Annotated in this window: 14 protein-coding genes and 1 tRNA gene; 9 read left to right on the top strand and 6 right to left on the bottom strand. The window is 61.4% G+C overall.

Annotation, left to right across the window (positions count from 1 at the left end):
• Positions 1–7: 7 nt before the first annotated feature.
• Positions 8–86 (top strand) — tRNA-Ile (locus tag DD235_RS01285).
• A gap of 244 nt (positions 87–330) precedes the next feature.
• Entirely contained in the window at positions 331–1,965 is a 1,635-nt protein-coding gene (locus tag DD235_RS01290; protein WP_109060249.1) for an ABC-F family ATP-binding cassette domain-containing protein, read from the top strand.
• A gap of 163 nt (positions 1,966–2,128) precedes the next feature.
• Here the strand turns inward: DD235_RS01290 and DD235_RS16935 are convergent, their stop codons facing one another.
• Positions 2,129–2,992, bottom strand: coding sequence for an HD domain-containing protein (locus DD235_RS16935; protein ID WP_239989993.1), 864 nt, complete (start codon positions 2,990–2,992; stop codon positions 2,129–2,131).
• 76 nt (positions 2,993–3,068) lie between these two features.
• Here DD235_RS16935 and DD235_RS01305 point away from each other — a divergent pair, with 76 nt between their 5' ends.
• From DD235_RS01305 to DD235_RS01315, 3 genes are read left to right on the top strand one after another with little or no spacing between them, the layout of a single operon-like run.
• Positions 3,069–3,590, top strand: coding sequence for a hypothetical protein (locus DD235_RS01305; RefSeq protein ID WP_109060252.1), 522 nt, complete (start codon positions 3,069–3,071; stop codon positions 3,588–3,590).
• A 47-nt stretch (positions 3,591–3,637) separates the two neighbouring features.
• Entirely contained in the window at positions 3,638–4,024 is a 387-nt protein-coding gene (locus tag DD235_RS01310) for a hypothetical protein (protein WP_109060253.1), read from the top strand.
• 13 nt (positions 4,025–4,037) lie between these two features.
• Positions 4,038–4,619 (top strand): M23 family metallopeptidase, encoded by a 582-nt coding sequence (locus DD235_RS01315; protein WP_164497329.1) that lies wholly within the window; start codon positions 4,038–4,040, stop codon positions 4,617–4,619.
• 15 nt (positions 4,620–4,634) lie between these two features.
• Here DD235_RS01315 and DD235_RS01320 read toward each other — a convergent pair whose 3' ends face one another.
• Positions 4,635–4,928: a hypothetical protein gene (locus DD235_RS01320; protein WP_109060254.1), complete on the bottom strand. Its 294-nt coding sequence runs from the start codon at positions 4,926–4,928 to the stop codon at positions 4,635–4,637.
• Between the two features lie 102 nt (positions 4,929–5,030).
• Here DD235_RS01320 and DD235_RS01325 point away from each other — a divergent pair, with 102 nt between their 5' ends.
• From DD235_RS01325 to DD235_RS01340, 4 genes are all read left to right on the top strand, one after another.
• Positions 5,031–5,594 (top strand): 2-thiouracil desulfurase family protein, encoded by a 564-nt coding sequence (locus tag DD235_RS01325; RefSeq protein WP_109060255.1) that lies wholly within the window; start codon positions 5,031–5,033, stop codon positions 5,592–5,594.
• Positions 5,595–5,676: 82 nt separating this feature from the next.
• Positions 5,677–7,119, top strand: coding sequence for a GGDEF domain-containing protein (locus DD235_RS01330; RefSeq protein WP_109060256.1), 1,443 nt, complete (start codon positions 5,677–5,679; stop codon positions 7,117–7,119).
• A gap of 110 nt (positions 7,120–7,229) precedes the next feature.
• Complete coding sequence (locus tag DD235_RS01335) at positions 7,230–9,512, top strand: FUSC family protein (protein WP_109060257.1); 2,283 nt, start codon at positions 7,230–7,232, stop codon at positions 9,510–9,512.
• A gap of 102 nt (positions 9,513–9,614) precedes the next feature.
• The gene (locus DD235_RS01340) at positions 9,615–12,986 is read left to right on the top strand and encodes an ankyrin repeat domain-containing protein (protein ID WP_109060258.1); all 3,372 of its coding nucleotides are present in this window, start codon (positions 9,615–9,617) and stop codon (positions 12,984–12,986) included.
• A gap of 57 nt (positions 12,987–13,043) precedes the next feature.
• On the opposite strand, the gene yaaA is transcribed toward DD235_RS01340, so the two are convergent.
• From yaaA to DD235_RS01360, 4 genes are all read right to left on the bottom strand, one after another.
• On the bottom strand, positions 13,044–13,817 hold the full coding sequence (yaaA, locus tag DD235_RS01345) for a peroxide stress protein YaaA (protein WP_109060259.1): 774 nt from the start codon (positions 13,815–13,817) through the stop codon (positions 13,044–13,046).
• A 70-nt stretch (positions 13,818–13,887) separates the two neighbouring features.
• Positions 13,888–15,153 carry a TRAP transporter large permease gene (locus DD235_RS01350; protein WP_109060260.1) on the bottom strand — a complete coding sequence of 422 codons (1,266 nt, stop codon included), beginning with the start codon at positions 15,151–15,153 and terminating at the stop codon, positions 13,888–13,890.
• A gap of 1 nt (position 15,154) precedes the next feature.
• Positions 15,155–15,697 carry a TRAP transporter small permease gene (locus DD235_RS01355; RefSeq protein WP_109060261.1) on the bottom strand — a complete coding sequence of 181 codons (543 nt, stop codon included), beginning with the start codon at positions 15,695–15,697 and terminating at the stop codon, positions 15,155–15,157.
• A 24-nt stretch (positions 15,698–15,721) separates the two neighbouring features.
• On the bottom strand, positions 15,722–16,717 hold the full coding sequence (locus tag DD235_RS01360; protein WP_109060262.1) for a TRAP transporter substrate-binding protein: 996 nt from the start codon (positions 16,715–16,717) through the stop codon (positions 15,722–15,724).
• Positions 16,718–16,775: the final 58 nt, after the last annotated feature.

The raw sequence follows: 16,775 nt of genomic DNA on the forward strand, positions 1-16,775 counted from the left end.
TCTTTTCGCCCCTCTAGCTCATGCTTGGTTAGAGCAGCGGACTCATAATCCGTTGGTGCCGTGTTCGACTCACGGGGGGGGTACCAAAAAGCCTTGCTGAATCAAGCAACTAACGCCACCCTGCCCGGTGGCGTTTCTCTTTCCACGTCTTGCTGTGACCAAAACGTGACCACGTTTGCGTGGGGGGCCGGATACCACCAGTCATTCGGTTGTGGGCCACCGCTTACGCACCCCTATCAGGATACCGTACGGGCAGCCATCGCCTGAATCGGTTATCCTCTCCCCGCCGGTTTTCGGCCTTACTTCTATTCCCAAGCGGTCCTTCCCTGCATGATCCGGTTTCAGCAAGTCTCGCTGGCAAGAGGCGTCAAGCCCTTGCTGGAGAAAGTCGATCTCATCCTCAACCCCAGCGACAAGATAGGCCTTATCGGCGCCAACGGTGCGGGCAAATCCAGCCTGTTCGCCCTGCTTCGCGGTGAACTTCACACCGACCAGGGGGATCTCAGCTACCCCCCGAACTGGCGCGTGGCCTACGTGGCGCAGGAAACACCGGCGCTGGATCGCTCGGCCATTGACTACGCAATCGACGGCGATGTAGAACTGCGCCGCCTTGAGGCCCGGCTGACCGAGGTGGAAACCGCTGCCGACACACCCGAAAACGGCCTGCTGATCGGCGAGCTGTATGCAGCCCTGGCAGATGCCGACGCCTACACCGTCCGCTCGCGGGCGGAACAGTTGCTGACCGGCCTGGGCTTCTCGATGGCTCAGATGGACCAGCCCCTGACCAGCTTTTCAGGTGGCTGGCGGATGAGGCTGAACCTGGCGCAAGCGCTAATGTGCCCGTCCGAACTGCTGTTGCTGGACGAACCTACCAACCACTTGGATCTGGATGCCATCCTGTGGCTGGAAGACTGGTTGAAGCGCTATCCCGGCACCTTGCTGGTGATTTCGCATGACCGCGACTTCCTCGACGAGGTGGTCAACGTGGTGGTTCATGTCGATGAGCGCAAACTAAAGCGCTATGCGGGCAACTATTCCGCCTTCGAACGCCAGCGCGCCGCACAACTGGAACTGGCAGCCGGTGCCATCGAAAAGCAGATGCGCCAACGCGCACATCTGCAATCGTTCATCAATCGCTTCAAAGCCCAGGCCTCGAAAGCGCGCCAGGCGCAAAGCCGGATCAAGGCACTGGCGAAGATGGAAGAGTTGGCACCCTTGCGCGCCGCTGCAGAGTTCTCCTTCGAATTCCGGGAGCCGGACCGCGCACCCGATCCGCTGCTGCTCATGGACGCCGTCCAGGCCGGTTACCCCGCCACAGACGACGGCGGTGCCAACAAGATTGTCATCAAGGACATCAATTTTTCGCTGCAGGGCGGCCAGCGCATTGGACTGCTCGGCGTGAACGGAGCGGGCAAGTCCACCTTCATCAAGACCATCGCCGGGGAATTGCAGGCGCTGGGCGGCGAGGCGATTTTCGGCAAGGGCCTGTCGATCGGTTATTTCGCCCAGCATCAAGTCGAGATGCTACGCCACGATGAATCGCCCTTGTGGCACATGATCAAGCAGGCTCCCGGCACCCGCGAACAGGAACTGCGTAACTTCTTGGGCAGCTTCAACTTCGCCGGGGCGATGGCAACAAGCAGCATCGCGCCCTTCTCGGGCGGCGAGAAAGCCCGCCTGGCCTTGGCGCTTATCGTCTGGCAACGACCCAACCTGCTGTTGCTGGACGAGCCGACCAATCACCTGGACCTGGAAACCCGCGAAGCGCTTACCATGGCCCTGGCGCAATTCGAAGGCACTCTGATGCTGGTATCGCACGATCGCCACTTACTGCGTGCCACCACCGACCAGTTCATCATCGTAGCCGACGGCCAGGTCGAACCCTTCGACGGCGACCTCAACGACTACCGCGACTGGCTATTCAAGACCAAGCTGAACGCCAAGGCCAACACGGCCCTGAAATAAAGCACGCTGCCATGTTGCGCACCGCCAGTGATGTCGAAGTTCATTGGGGGAAATTCCAATGAGCCTTAAGCGATTGGCGACCGACTGCGTTCACTGCAAGGCAGCCATGGGCTAGGCCGGCTCCAAAGGCTGCGATGGGTCGAAAACCGTCACCCACAATCGATCATCCCACCACTGGCTCCTCCCAAGCCAACGCCCACAACCGCCGATCCGCCTTCGTCATCGCATTCAGCAGATCACGCTTTTCACGCAGGTAGACAATCGAGAAGTGCGGATCGTGCCTGACGATGCTGCTGGTATTGCTGATCAGGTCGGCGCATTTGATGGTTTGTATCCAGCCGGGGCAGGCGGCCAGCCGCTCGCATGACAGGCGCTTGCGCGTGGCACGGTTGCCCTGCTCCAGGTCGGACAGACCCGCCACGCCCAGGGCGACGGTCGCGCCGAAGCGGCTCTCGATGTCCGCTAGCGTGACATCCTGGTCTTCCACGCAGTCGTGCAGCCATGCCGATGCGATCATCGCGTCTGCGGTGGCACCGTCATGGGCCTCGTGGGCGACTGTGGCTACAATACCGGCGACTTCTGCCAGATGGTCTGCATAAGGGGTGCCGGAGTATTTTCGTACCTGATTCCTGTGCGCGTGTCGTGCAAAAATCATGGCTTCGAATGCGATGGACACGATGCTTCTTCCGTATATATCGATGAGGGTTGTGGCTACCATTATTGCATCGATCACTTTCTGAGTTGCCTTGTCCAAATGCGTGGCCTGCCAAACAATTGCGTACTGTTTCCGGAAGATCAGCCGGTTGATCCGTCCCATTTTCGCTGCTGTGGCGACGAGGATCTGGTGTTTTTGCGTTGCGCGCATTGCGGCCATATCTGGGTGCATTGCCATGAGTGCGATACGCTGTATGTCGATCTGGATGACCTTGATCGGATCGAGGCTGCCATGTCGAACAAACGCCTGATTTGCGTGTGCTGTGACACACCGTTCGGGGATCTCTATTTTCTCAAGCCGCATGTAGTACATCGCTATATGCCGACGGCCGAGCAGGTTATCGTTGCAGGTTACGGCCATTATCTGGCGGACGCTCTGAGGAATCGATATGGCATTGCCTGAGCCCGTCCACTTGTTTACCCGAGCCGATCTTGAACGGGTGATTGAGGCTGGCGATCTCGAAGCCATGGTCCGCCGCACGGCTTGTGTGCTTGAGACGCGGGTGTATCTACCGGATGCATTCAGCCATGCCAGTTCAGAGGAAACCATCCGTGTGAGCTGGTTGCGCAAATCTTCAGCGCATGATGGACTGGCAATGTGGCTGGCCGCGGAGTGGCAGGCGGGAGAGGGGCAGGTCGTGGGGGCAGAAGGCTTGGGGTGCGGAGCGACCCGTGCAAGTGTGTTCACCTGTTATCTGCGCAGTGCTGCATTCCGGCCCATAGGTGAAGACGAATTCAATACGCGCCTGCAGGCCAGCGCCAGCGACCTGCGGGATCCTCTGTTTCTGCCGCCGCTGGCAGGTTTTGTCGGGGCTTTGCTGATGCAGGAAATCGATCGTGACCTGATTATTTCCCTGCTGGCAGAATATCGCGATGGCTGGCTGCATTTCTATTGGGACAGTACGGCCTGAGCGATACGGGCCTGGTCGGGCGAATCGGTCGGATGGAGAGAGCAAGGATGCGCAAAGTATGGAGTGAAGAGCTGCAAACGGTGGTGGCACAGGCAGATACGCGTGATTACCGCAGCCGCTGGGCCTGCTTTGCCTGTCGCACGGCGTTCGTCCGCTGGCGGCCAGCAGCAGATGAGGCGCGGATGGCGATTTGCCCGACTTGCAAGGCACCGGCTTGCGATATGGGATATCTGTTCACGCCACCGCCGAGGCGGGATCAGCGGGCCTGGGCACGGATGCAGGTTCTGGCAGATCATGGCATCCGTTTTCATCGCACCGGATCGGTGGCCTTCATCAATGCCTTCCTGCTGACGGATGGGGTGGGGTCGGCGAGGGCGCTCGACCAGGCCGTCGTGCGCTGGAAGAAATGCTGGCGCAGCGGGGGTACGCTGTGAGCGAGGAGAATGCATGACGGTGTCGACCGGGGTGTCAGGCACAAGACGGCTTTTGCGGTGGCTGCTGGTGCTGGTCTTGCTGGCCGGACTGGCTGTCTGGGGCTGGCCGAGACTGCCCGATGCGGCGCGTGCCCCCTGGCATATGGTGCGGATGCTGCTGCAGGATGCGCCCGTGGCTTTGCCGGTGCCCGTGCAGGGTGTGGTGCCGCGTCAACTGGCCGATACCTGGGGAGCAGCCCGTTCCAGCGGTCGCCGGCACGAAGGGATCGATATTTTTGCCCGGCGTGGTACGCCGGTGCGGTCAGCCACTGAAGGCGTTGTGGTGCGTATCGGTACCAACAACCTGGGCGGGCAGGTGGTCTGGGTGCTGGGGCCGGGTGGGCAGCGCCATTATTATGCGCATCTGGATGACTATGCCGATATCTCTACCGGCCAATTGCTGGCGGCAGGGGATGTAGTGGGCTATGTGGGCGATACCGGCAATGCGCGCGGTACGCCGCCCCATCTGCACTATGGCATCTATGAAACGGGTGGAGCCATCAATCCCTATCCGCTGTTGATGGCCCCACTCAGTGTGGCGGTGCCGGGGCAATGAACGATGCGAGGGCTGTCAGCGTGCCAGTCGCACCTCGAAATATGCCTCGCCTTCGCCGAGCGCATGCAGGCCCTCGTTGCGGGCACGGCCGGCGGCGGTCAGCCATTGGCGTGCCAGTGTGATCTCGGTGTCGGAGAGTTCCGATTCCGACGATTCTTCGGCCTGCTGCCAGGCGCGATAGGCCGGTGCGACGGCCTCTTCGCCACCCAGGGTGCGTTCCAGGGTTTTGCGAAAGCGGGCTTCGGCTTCCAGCCGGGCACGTTCGCCCATGTCGCGAGGGGCATCCTGGAGGGTGATGGTGTAGGTCATGGTTGGCAATCTCATGGTTGGCAATCTATTTGCTGTTTATTTATACAGTATTTTTGCGTGAATTGACAATATCCGGCTCCATGCGGATCATTCCTGCCTGATATGAGTCACGATTCCGATACAACGACAGCGGCACTGGCACTGGCCAGCACGTCATCGCAGCGGGTGCTGGTCAGTGCCTGCCTGATGGGAGAGCCTGTACGCTACGATGGTGCGCACAAGCGTCTGGAGAGCACGATATTGCAGCGCTGGCGTGCCGAGGGGCGCGTCGTGGCGTGCTGTCCCGAGCTGGCGGGTGGTCTGTCGGTGCCGCGTCTGCCTGCCGAGATCGAGCCGGGGGCTGAAGGCCATGCCGTGCTGGCCGGGCGTGCTCGGGTGCTGGATCGGCAGGGACGGGATATCTCTGTACCTTTTGTCGAGGGGGCCGTTCGAGCCCTGGCGCTGGCGCGCCAATATGGTATACGCGTCGCCGTGCTCAAGGAGGGCAGTCCCTCCTGTGGTACCGGCCATATCTATGATGGAACCTTCGGGGGGACGATGGTGGCCGCCCAAGGGGTAACGGCGGCTTTGCTGATCCAGGCGGGGCTGAGGGTATTCAGCGAGACGCAGATACTTGAGGCTGATGCGGTATTGCGAGCTGGCCAGCCCGGATCACGAGATTCTTGACAATAGTTGTTTTTTGCCATGTGCCACTTGAGTACGGGCGCGGCTACACTTGATTTGATAAAAAAAACAATCGAGAGCCGCCATGCAACAGTTCTGTACCGCACTGCTCAAGACTGACCATCATCGCCAGCCTGCGCGTCTCATTCAGGTACTGGCCATATTCGGTATGACGCTGCTGGCGGTGTTGCTGGGTGGCCTGACCCGGACGTTCGATGGTTTTTCCATCCTGTGGCCGGCCAATGCGCTGCTGCTGGGACTGTTTGTGCGTGTACCAAAGTACAACACCCTGGCAGGGTGGGGGGCCGCCGCCTTGGCGTATGTCTGTGCCGAGGTACTGCTTGGGCGGATGCCCGCTGTGGCTTTGTGGCTGGCGGTCGCCAACCTGTCGGGGGTGGCTGCAGGCTATTTTATGTTGCATCGCTCCAGGGGACGGTTGTCTGAGCTTTCCGAACCTGCCGTCATGTTGCGCCTGTTTGCCGTGTGTCTGGGCGCTGCAGCCGTTTCGGCTCTGGCAGGATGCGGATTGCTGGCTGTAACCCTGGAGTACAACCTGGCAAATGCCTGGGGGCTGTGGTTCAGCGGAGAATTGCTGAACTACGTCATGTTTCTGCCGTTGCTGCTCAGTATTCCCTATGCTGCGGTACAGCAGCCGAGTCGACAACGGCAGGGCGATATATTCTGTACGCGTTTCAGATACCGGCAGGCTTATCCGCTGTTGGCGTTGCTGGCCAGCATTGTGCTGGCCTGGTGGGTCGGAGGGCCTGGCGCGATTGCCTATCCAGTGCTGGCCTTGCTGTGGTGTGCTCTCGAGTATCGACTGTTTCAGACGGCAGCCGTCACGGCTGTGACCTGTGCTGTCTTGTTGCTGTTCATGTCTGCATCACTGGCCGGTTTGCTGTTCGTGGAGGAATATGTGCACGCCATGATGTCGTTGCGCATGGGTGTGCTGTTGATCGCGCTGGCTCCGCTGACGGTCTCGTGTGTCAATGCCGCCCGCGACCGTCTGCTCAAGTCTCTGGACCATGCGGTCAGCTACGATGCGCTGACCGATGCGTTGTCGCGACGGGTATTCATGGAACGCAGTGTGGCGGTGCTGGACAGGCTCAAGCGCCGAGGGCTGCAAGCCAGTGTGTTGATGCTGGATATCGATCATTTCAAGCGGATCAACGATACCTATGGTCATGCGACCGGAGACAAGGTATTGGCCCAGTTGTCCGCGACTGTGCAACAGATGCTGCGTGATCCCGATCTTTTCGGGCGGCTTGGGGGCGAGGAATTTGCGGCCTTTTTGCCTGAAACGGGGCGGCAGGATGCCTTGGCGGTGGCCGAGCGCCTGCGCAGTGCCATCAAGCGCATCGAAGTCGAGTCCGACGCGGGGGACTCGGTCGTATTTACGGTCAGCATAGGTGTGGTGCATTGGCATGCGGCGTATCACACTGATCTGTCGACGCTGTTGTCGCGGGCAGATCAGGCACTTTATCTCGCCAAGCGCGGTGGACGCGACCGGGTGGAACTGGCAGTGTAATACGCAAAATGATTGCGTCTTTCAGGCATCAGGGCCTGATGTGTTGTTGACGGTATTAGACCGGCAGCATAAGTGTTAAAAAGACGGTCGCGACATCACCACCACGCAGCATGGACATCCGTTTCGGCCAACTGACCCAGTTCATCTATAGCCATCATCTCTTTACCGGGGTGAGGCAGGCTGTCGGCATGCTGTTGCCGGTCGTGGTGCTGGGGGGACTGTTCGGCCTTTACGCAATGGGCCTGGTGGCGACGTTCGGGGCCCTGTGCGTGGCCATCATCGACCAGCCTGGGCCACATCGTCATCGCATGAACGAAATGTTGCTGGCGACCCTGCTGGGGACGTTGACCGTGATGGTGACGGGCCTGGCCAGCGGCCACGAGTGGCTGATCTGGGTGGCGATCATCGGCCAGAGCTTCTTTTTCTCGATGCTGACGGTGTTCGGGCTGCGAGGCGGGCTGATCGGTTTCGCCTGCCTGCTGCTGATGACGATCACCATGCATACCCCGCTGACCCCGGCGCAGGTCTGGCCCCACGTGCTGGCTTCGCTGGGCGGCGGGTTGTTCTACGTGGCGTTCAGTCTGGGACTGGGCTGGCTGATGGGGCTGCGCCAGGAGCGCCAGGCGCTGTCGACGGCACTGTTCGCGACGGCCGACTATGTAGCCGCGCGTGCGGACCTGTACGACAGCACGCTTGATCTCGATGAAAGCTATCGGCGGCTGATCCTGCGCCAGGCGCGCATGACCGATGAGCACCAGGCGGCACGCGACATGATCCTGCGCATGGTGCAGACCCGCACGCGCGGGGCAGCACCGGGTCACCCGGCACGGGTGCGGCTGTGGAACATCTTCATCGATATGATTGCCATCCTCGACACCATGGTGGCGACTTCGACGGATTACACCCTGTTGCGGCGTGCCCTGCACGATGCCGATGTGCTGCTGTTCGCGCGCGACGCGCTGGGCAAGCTGTCGAATGACCTGCGCAGGATTGCGCTGGCGGTGGCCCGCAACCGGCCGGCCCTGCACCGTACCAGCGTCAAGGCTGAACTGCGGGCCATCGAGTTCGAGATCGATCAGTTGCGCCAACAGGATTATGCCCGCCGTGAGCCGGAGGTCTATGCCTTGCTGATTCAGGTACTGCGCCGGCTGCGCAATGCCACGCGGATCGTCGAGCGGCTCTATGAGCATACCCAGGCACGTGGTGCGATCCAGCCCATTGGCGGAGCGCGCCTGCAGCAGTCGCTGACCCGTTTCCTGTCGCGCCAGAGCTTTCGCCTGGGGCTGTTGCGCAGCCATCTGCGGCTCAACTCGCCGCATTTCCGCTATGCATTGAGGGTCAGTCTGGCGGTGACGCTGGGGCTGATGGTCTCGTCGTTCTGGCTGTCCGGCAGTCATCTGATCGAGCATGGCTACTGGATCATCCTGACGATCGTGGTCATCATGAAGCCGGGTTTTGCCATGACCCGCCAGCGCAATGCATGGCGATTGAGCGGCACGCTGCTGGGCTGCGTGGTGACCGTGATCCTGATGAAACTGGGCATCGGCAATTCATGGTTGCTGCTGGCACTGGTGGTCAGCTGCATCATGGGCAACAGCCTGTTGCTGCTCAACTATATGTTGAGCTCGGCTTTCAATACCGTATTCGTGTTGCTGGGTTTTCATTTCATGGCACCCGGTTCGCTGATGGTGATCGGCGAGCGTGCCCTGGATACGCTGATCGGTTGTGTGATCGCGCTGCTGTGCAGCTATGTGCTGCCCTGGTGGGAGTCCCGACACATGGGCGGACTGGTGCGGGCAGCCACCCGGGCCAACCGGCATTACCTGGAGGCCGGCATGCTGTACGTGCAGCGCCTGCAGGCGATCCATGCGACTGCGGGTGACGCCGACGTGCCGGTATCGATGGCCGTGCCTGCAAGCGCGGGGCAAGGACAGGCAGCGGAACAGGAGGCCGGTACCTCGTCTGGCGAGGGCGGGCAGAATGAAGCCGAAGAGGCGCGCATCAACATGCAGCTGGCGCGCAAGAACGTACACATCGCCTTCGGCAATTATGCCGAGGCGTTCTACCGGATGATGAACGAGCCACGCTCGAAACAGCATCACGTGCCCGAGCTGAACAATATGCTGATCCAGCATCATGTGCTGGCATCGCAGATCAGTGCGATCATTGCACGCCTGGCGACGCTCGACAGCGTACCACCCACTGTGTTGCAGACACTGCTCTGGCTGGATCGCATGCTGGGTGAAAAGGGTGCGGTACCTGCCCAGCCCGAAGCCTTGTCGGACCTGCCACCAGAGCTCGATGACCTGCGCTACTCGCTCAAGCAGATGGTGCGTGCCGCGCAGATGATTCGCCAGGAAAGCGCGGTGCTGCGCGAAGCCGAAGGCGACTGACGGTCATCAAGTCGAGGCGGTGTTTTGCACGGTATGCAAAGCACGGGAAGCCACGGGCGGATATGATGCGTCCTTTGCATTCGCCACAGGCACCTCACGTCCATGTTTTTCCGTCGCAAGCCACAGGATCTGTGTGATTCCATCCAGGCCGGCAACCTGCAGAGCGTCCGTCGCTACATCAATGCCGACAATTGCAACGAACCCGACGAATATGGACGCACGCCACTTCACCATGCCGTGCTGGGACAACAGGCCGAGGTTGCCCGCTACCTGCTGTCGCTGGGCTGTGAACCCGCAACGGGCGAACCGGGGCAGCGCCGGGGGCTGATGGAGGAGGTGTTGCAGTCGCTGTCGTTGCCGCTGATCGAAGCCTTCGTGGCGGCGGGTGTGCCGCTGCCGGAACGGATAGACGGGTTGCCGCTGCTGCATGCCCTGATTCGACACGAGGGTGTCGATGAAAAACTGTTCGCTTTCCTGATCTCGCAGGGGCTGGATTTGAACCAGATTGATACGCGGGCCACGTCCAGAACGGTATTGGCACACTATCTGGGCATGACCTCGGGCAGCATCAGTCTGGAGCGCGTGCGCTGGCTGATCCGGCTGGGTGCCGACGTGAACCTGGCACCCGGGGCATGGCTCTCGCCACTGTATGTGGCATTGCATAACCCGTCCCTGCCGGATTACAGCATCGCTCCGAGCGAGGCGACCTTCGAGCGGGTGCTCGATATCCTGCACGAGTCCGGCCTGGTCGCCGATCTTGACATGGATGCCTCGGGACATGTGGGGCTGGCATTGCGTGCGCTGGAGCAGCGCAAGTGGGCAGGATTCGTCCGGTTGCTGGAGCTGGGTGTGCGTATTCCTGAAAACGAACGCATCTGGCTGGCACCGTTTTTCGTCAGGGACAACTTCAGCTCGGCGCTGACCCTGCGGCTGATGGCTGTGAACGAGGCGCGCGGGCTGGATCTGCCGGTCAGCATACGCCTGCATCACGCCAGGGGCATGCGCAAGATCGTTGAAGACCTGCCGCAGGACAGCCCCAGCGTGCATCGCATGTTTCGTGATCTCGCGGTGGCCTCCGGCTTTTCCTGCGAGGAAAAACTGTCCTTGCTGGGCGAGTTGCTGGATAAAGGCGCAGATATCAACACCGGTGCGGTCTGTGATCCGTTTGTGGTCAGCGCGCTGCAGATGGCGGTTGGCTGGCCGGAAAAGGTCGAACACAGCGATGCCCTGATTCCCTGGCTGCTGGATCGTGGCGCTGCCATAGAGTGCCACGGCCTGTCTGCTTTCTATCTGGCCGTATGGCTCGAGCACATGGAGTATGCTGGGCTGCTGGCCGATCGTGGTGCCCAGTTGTTCTACCGTGACTACAAGGGACGGACGATCTTTTCCCAACTGTTCAATGCGCGGCCCGGTCGGGGCGGCATGAACCACAGTCAGACCTGCGATGTCCTGCTGCGGTTGCATGCAATCTATCGCAGCCGCAATGCCGAGTTGCCGCTGAACGAGACCTTCGAGTACGGAGAAAAAGTCCATGACTGGATGAACCGGTCACGACTGCTGCCGGAGGCCGCATGCCTGTACAGTGCACAGTTCAGCATGCCGCTGATGCGTCGGGTGCTCGATATCGGTTGGCCCTTGAATGCCGAGATCAGGACCGATGATTTCAGCGGCAATATCGTGGCCTATTTCCTGCGCTATGCGCACATGAACGAGGACCTCAGCCCGTTTCTGGAGGCCCTGCCCGAGTCCGAGATCCTGGACGTGAACAGTCCGGAGTCGGGTGACCCACTGAGGCAGGCCATCGTATCCGTGTCCATGGCAAGGACGCTGGAGTACCTGCTTGAACGTGTCGATGACCTGGATCGCTGTGTCCGGTGGCATGTCAACGGCAAGACCACCGAGTATATCGATGAGCCTTATCTGATCTATGCAATGGACTCGATCCGCCCAGGTTTTCTGGAGCGCAAGACACCCGAGCACCAGGCCTATGTCTGGCGCGTGTGCCGGCAACTGCTCGAGCATGGTGCCGATCCGAACGTGGAAACGCAGGCCAGGCTTCAGCCGAGTGCAAACAGTACGTCGGGCGTGACGCGGCTGTGCACCACGGCGCTGGAGGAGGCTGCTGCCCACAGTCTGTTCGATGTATTCACCCTGCTGCTCGATCATGGTGCCGACCCGCACCGCAGAACCTGCATCAAGCAAGAACAGCTTGTGCACTATCTGTGCACGCGACAAAGCGGCCACCCGGCCGAGGAAATCATCCGCTACCTGGATGAACTGGAACGTCGCGGCCTGCTGGATATAGAGGCCCGCACCCGGCAGAACGCTACGCCGCTCCTGTACGCGGCCTCCAAATGCCAGACGGCGCTGGTGCGCTATTTCCTGGAGCGCGGGGCGGACGTACATGCAGAAGGGGGCTTTGACAATTCCTGCGCACTGCACCGGGCCATCAGCAACTGGGACTGGGTCGGCAAGGAGAACCGGCGCGAAACCGTCCTGGCATTGCTGGCCGGTGGTGCCAATGTCAACCAGACCGATCCCGATGGTGATACTCCGCTGACGGCTGCGGCGCTTTATGGCTGCCTGACCGTGGTCGAGGCATTGCTGGCACACGGTGCGGATGTCAACCGGGCCGGGGCCAAGCAGCGCTCTGCCTTGCATCAGGCCATCATGGGGTCGTACAACTATGACAGTTACCCCGAAGACGCGGACTGCGAAGACAAGTATGAATTCGATGCGCCGGCCAAGCTGCGCATCGTCGAACTTCTGCTGGAGCAGGGGGCCGAGATCGAGGCCGTCGATGAGGATGGCGATACGCCGCTGATCTGCGCCATCTACATGGACCGGTTCGATATTTTCCACTTGCTGCTCAAGCAGGGGGCCGATATCAACCGTCTCGACGGTCGCGGGCGCACGCCCTTGATGATTGCCATGGAGTTTGGCGAGCTGCGCTATCCCAACAGCATGGGGCACGACCAGCGTATCCTCGAGACGCTGCATCATGTGGCCGGCAATGGCAACAATCTGCTCCATGCCATCAGCCTGCGCAACGATCATGCCTCGGCGATGGATTTTTTCCGGACGGCGATGGAAGCGATGGAGGTCGAGTACAAGGCCAATGCCGCATTGATCACCCCGCTGCATTATGCGGCCTACCGAGGCAACCTCGATATCGTGCGCTATTGCTGCGAACAGGGTATTGATGCCAATGCCGCCGACCATGCCGGCAATACACCGCTGCACACGGCCTTGATGTCGTCGCCGGACGGGCCGGACGGCATTGGCGAAGCACATGTGCGGGAGATCGTCACCAGTCTGTTGACGGCCGGTGCGGATCCGAACCGGGCCAATGCCGAGGGCAGGACACCGCTCGATCTGGCGGTGCGCCAGGAGCTGACGGACTGCGTGACGCTGATGAGCGTGCTGTCGGCCTCGACGGCCATGTATGGCCCGGCGGGGCACAATCTGTCGTGATCAGATCGTGCGTGTAAATCGCCATCCGTACCATGAGGATGGCTGTCTGCGCCGAACTCAGTCCTGGCGGCGTCGGAACACCAGTTTTTCAGGGCTGGATGCGTCTGCTGCGAAGCGGTAGCCTTCGGCATCGAAACCGTGCAATGCCTGCGGCGTGGCCGCCTTGTGCTCGATGCCGTAGCGTGCCATCAGGCCGCGCGCACGCTTGGCATGGAAGCTGATGATTTTCCAGGCATCGTTTTTCCAGTCCTGGAAGACGCACTGTACGACACGCGCCTTGAGGGTCTTGAGGTCGACGGCCTTGAAATATTCTTCCGAGGCCAGGTTGATCACCACCGGACTGGCATCTTCGCGCAGGCGCTGGTTGAGGTAGCCGGCGATGCGATCGTCCCAGAACTGGTACAGGTTGGTGCCGCGTGCCGTGGTCAGCCGCGTACCCATTTCCAGGCGATAGGGACGCATCAGGTCGAGCGGGCGCAGGGCACCATAGAGACCACTGAGAATCACGACGTGTTTTTGTGCCCAGTCGAGTTGCGCGGCCTGGAGTGAGCCGGCCTGCAGGCCTTCATAGACATCGCCGTTGAAGGCCAGGATGGCCTGGCGCGAGTCCTGCAGGCTGAAGCTGGGCTGCCAGTCGGCATAGCGTCTGGCGTTGAGTTCGGAAAGAGCCGGGCTCAGGCTCATCAGGCCGGCGATGTCGGCGGCGCTTTTGGTGCGCAGCGTGCCGATCAGCTCACTGGCCTGTTCCACGAACAGTGGCTGGGTGTGGACATCGGTGGCAAGCGGGGAGTCGTAGTCGAGTTTCTTGGCGGGAGAAAGCAGGAAAAGCATGGGCCGTCCTTGTCGGAAACAATAGCAGCAGGATAGCCCATAAGTGTACGACGCCGACAGTACATCGTGATCAGGTAAACCTGAGCGTCAGGGCCGGGACGTAGCTGAACAGGGCCAGGATCAGCAGGGCGGCCAGGTAGAACGGCACCAGCTCGCGCACCACGCCCAGTACCGGCACCTTGGCGATGGTGCTGGAAATGAACAGTGTGGTCCCGGCCGGCGGGGTATACAGGCCGATGCTCAGATTCAGGACCATCATGATGCCCAGTTGCAGGGGATCCAGGCCGATCTGCTGGGCCAGCGGCACGAAGATCGGTCCCAGCAGGAGGATGGCTGCCGGCAGATCGATGAACATGCCTACCAGCAGCATGATCAGGTTCAACAGCAGGATGATGAGCCAGGGTTCCTGCAGTGTTTCCAGACACCAGGCGGTAAAGGCCTGAGGAATCTGCGCGTAGGTAACCAGCCAGGCAACGGCGGCCGAACCCATGATGACCAGCATGACGATCCCGGTGGAGATGCCAGCTGCCAGCGTGGCCTGGATGATCTTGCGCAGGTCCAGATCACGGTAGACCACAAGGCCCATGAACAGGGAATAAAGCGTGGCCAGTACCGACACTTCGGTCGGGGTGGCAATGCCGAATCGCAGCAGTACCAGGATCAGCACCGGCAGGGCCAGGGCGGGCAGGGCTTTCCAGAGCAGAGGCCAGAAGCGGACCCAGTCGAACGGCGCGCGATGGTAGGGAAAGCCACGCAGGCGTGCCGACAGGTTGCAGACCAGGATGAATGCCGCCGTTACCAGCAGGCCCGGCAGGACGCCGGCCAGGAACAGGGCGCTGATCGAGACGCCCGAGACCAGCGAGTACAGGATCATGGGGATCGAAGGCGGGATCAGGACGGCAATCATCGAGGTGGCAGCATTGTTGGCCGCCACGAAGCCGGCCGGATAGCCTTCACGTTTTTGCCAGGGGATCAGGATCGAGCCCATGGCGGTAGCGTCGGCCACGGCGGAGCCGGCCACGCCGCCTACCGTGGCCGAGCCCAGCACCGTGACGGATGCCAGGCCGCCGCGATAGCGCTGCACCAGCAACTTGGCGAATTCGATCAGGTAGCGGCCCAGCTCACCGCTCATCATCAGGCTGCCCGCCAGGATGAAGAACGGCAGGGCCAGCATCGGAAAGGACTGGGTGGGGGCGAACATCTGCTGCGCAATCAGGTTGAGCGGCAGGAAGTCGCTGGAGAGCACTGCCGCACCCGAGGCCATGATAAGCACATGGCCGACCGGCACCGACAGGATCAGCAGCGCGAAAAAAGTGATGATCATGACAACGATCATGTCAGTTCTCCTCGAGTGCGGCGGGCAGGCCGGCCTGGCCCTGCAGGGCGATGCGCAGGGCAATCGTCAGGCTGCAGAGGGTCGTGCCCAGGGCCGCAAAGGCCAGCGCGGCGTAGGCCCAGCTCAGGGGCAAGTCCAGCAGCGGGCTGCGCTCGAACGATACGATTTCCATCATGGTCAGGATGACGTTGAAAAGCACCAGGTAGGCGATGACGATGAGGATGTTCACGCCGAGGGCCAGCGTACAGCGCCCCTTGACGCCCAGGCGCTGGCTCAGGATGTCGATGGAAATGTGCACGCCCTGCTGGACCGCCATGACGATGCCGGCAGCGATCATCCAGGGGAACAGGAAGGCGGGCAGTTCCGCCGCCCAGCCCAGGCCGCCGCCCTGCAGCAGGTAACGCAGGGCGACATTCAGACTGAGTCCGACCAGCAGCACCAGTGTCGTCGACAGCAGCAACAGCGTGCAGAGACGACGTATCTGGAGGTCGAGCCAGTGGGACAGCGCGATGATTCTTGCTTGCAGCGTATGGGTTGCAGCCATGACATTCCCCTTGATGCGGTCGGGTTACTGCGCGGCGGCGTCGAGCAGTTGCGTGACCAGATCGCCGAAGGGTTTTTTCTTCCAGTTTTCCGCGATGGCGATCGTGGCTTGCTGGAAGGCGGGGCGATCGACCTCGTTGACCTGCACGCCGGACCGTTCGCGGAAGGCCAGGGCCAGCGCCTCGTCGGCTTCGCGCATCAGGTTGCGCTGCATGTCGCCAGCCTCCCGGGCAGCCTCCTGGATCGCGGCCAGCTCCGGCTGGCCGACCTTGCCCTGGGTCATGCGGGCCATCAGGAAAGGGTTGCTCTGCCAGACATGGCCGGTCAGGCTGATATAGGGATTGACTTCATACAGCTTGGAGCTGTCGATGTTGGCCAGCGGATTTTCCTGGCCATCGACGACGCCTTGCTGCAGGGCCAGATACAGTTCGCCGAAGGCGATCTGCTCGGGGCTGGCACCCAGAGCGTTGAAAATGTCCATCAGCATGGCATCGGCCGGCACCCGGACCTTGAGGCCGGCCAGGTCGGTCGGCGCATGGATGGGGCGCTTGCTGTTGGTGACATGGCGCACGCCGTTGTCCCACCAGTCCAGCACGGTCAGACCACGGGCCTGCAGGCGCTCGGCCAGTGTGGTGCCGATCGGGCCGTTGAGGGTTGCCAGCGCATGGGCCGGATCGCGGAACAGGAAGGGCAATCCGAGCGTGTTGAGTTCGGGCACGACGGCAGCGGTCGCGCCCTGGCTGTTGACGCTGAAATCAAGTACACCGGTGCGCAGGCTGGTCAGCATGGCGGCATCGCTGCCCAGTTGCTCGGCACCTGCAATATTGATGCGCACGGCACCGCTGGTCTTGTCCTGAACCAGCTTGGCGAAATGTTCGGACGCCAGGGCGCGTGGATTGTTGGGGGCTGCGCCGTGTCCCAGCGTCAGCGTGACGGCAGCATGCGCCTGGCGCATGAAAACGGGAAAGACGGGGGCTGCTGCAATGGCACCGGTCAGGAAGGTTCTGCGGGTGATTTTCATGTTTGTCTCCTTGTTGTCAGGGCAGGTCAGCCGCGAGGGCGGCTGCCTGTTTACCTCT

The sequence above is a fragment of the Corticimicrobacter populi genome, assembly GCF_003123725.1.
In the GTDB taxonomy this organism is placed as follows: domain Bacteria; phylum Pseudomonadota; class Gammaproteobacteria; order Burkholderiales; family Burkholderiaceae_B; genus Corticimicrobacter; species Corticimicrobacter populi.

What these genes read in the sequence shown, in the direction of transcription:
- DD235_RS01315 (WP_164497329.1), top strand. Translation starts at nt 4,038, where the DNA reads ATGACGGTGTCGACCGGGGTGTCAGGCACAAGACGGCTTTTGCGGTGG.
- DD235_RS01310 (WP_109060253.1), top strand. Translation starts at nt 3,638, where the DNA reads ATGCGCAAAGTATGGAGTGAAGAGCTGCAAACGGTGGTGGCACAGGCA.
- DD235_RS01355 (WP_109060261.1), bottom strand. Translation starts at nt 15,697, where the DNA reads ATGGCTGCAACCCATACGCTGCAAGCAAGAATCATCGCGCTGTCCCAC.
- DD235_RS01325 (WP_109060255.1), top strand. Translation starts at nt 5,031, where the DNA reads ATGAGTCACGATTCCGATACAACGACAGCGGCACTGGCACTGGCCAGC.
- DD235_RS01335 (WP_109060257.1), top strand. Translation starts at nt 7,230, where the DNA reads ATGGACATCCGTTTCGGCCAACTGACCCAGTTCATCTATAGCCATCAT.
- DD235_RS16935 (WP_239989993.1), bottom strand. Translation starts at nt 2,992, where the DNA reads ATGTACTACATGCGGCTTGAGAAAATAGAGATCCCCGAACGGTGTGTC.
- DD235_RS01350 (WP_109060260.1), bottom strand. Translation starts at nt 15,153, where the DNA reads ATGATCGTTGTCATGATCATCACTTTTTTCGCGCTGCTGATCCTGTCG.
- DD235_RS01340 (WP_109060258.1), top strand. Translation starts at nt 9,615, where the DNA reads ATGTTTTTCCGTCGCAAGCCACAGGATCTGTGTGATTCCATCCAGGCC.
- DD235_RS01320 (WP_109060254.1), bottom strand. Translation starts at nt 4,928, where the DNA reads ATGACCTACACCATCACCCTCCAGGATGCCCCTCGCGACATGGGCGAA.
- yaaA (WP_109060259.1), bottom strand. Translation starts at nt 13,817, where the DNA reads ATGCTTTTCCTGCTTTCTCCCGCCAAGAAACTCGACTACGACTCCCCG.
- DD235_RS01330 (WP_109060256.1), top strand. Translation starts at nt 5,677, where the DNA reads ATGCAACAGTTCTGTACCGCACTGCTCAAGACTGACCATCATCGCCAG.
- DD235_RS01305 (WP_109060252.1), top strand. Translation starts at nt 3,069, where the DNA reads ATGGCATTGCCTGAGCCCGTCCACTTGTTTACCCGAGCCGATCTTGAA.
- DD235_RS01290 (WP_109060249.1), top strand. Translation starts at nt 331, where the DNA reads ATGATCCGGTTTCAGCAAGTCTCGCTGGCAAGAGGCGTCAAGCCCTTG.
- DD235_RS01360 (WP_109060262.1), bottom strand. Translation starts at nt 16,717, where the DNA reads ATGAAAATCACCCGCAGAACCTTCCTGACCGGTGCCATTGCAGCAGCC.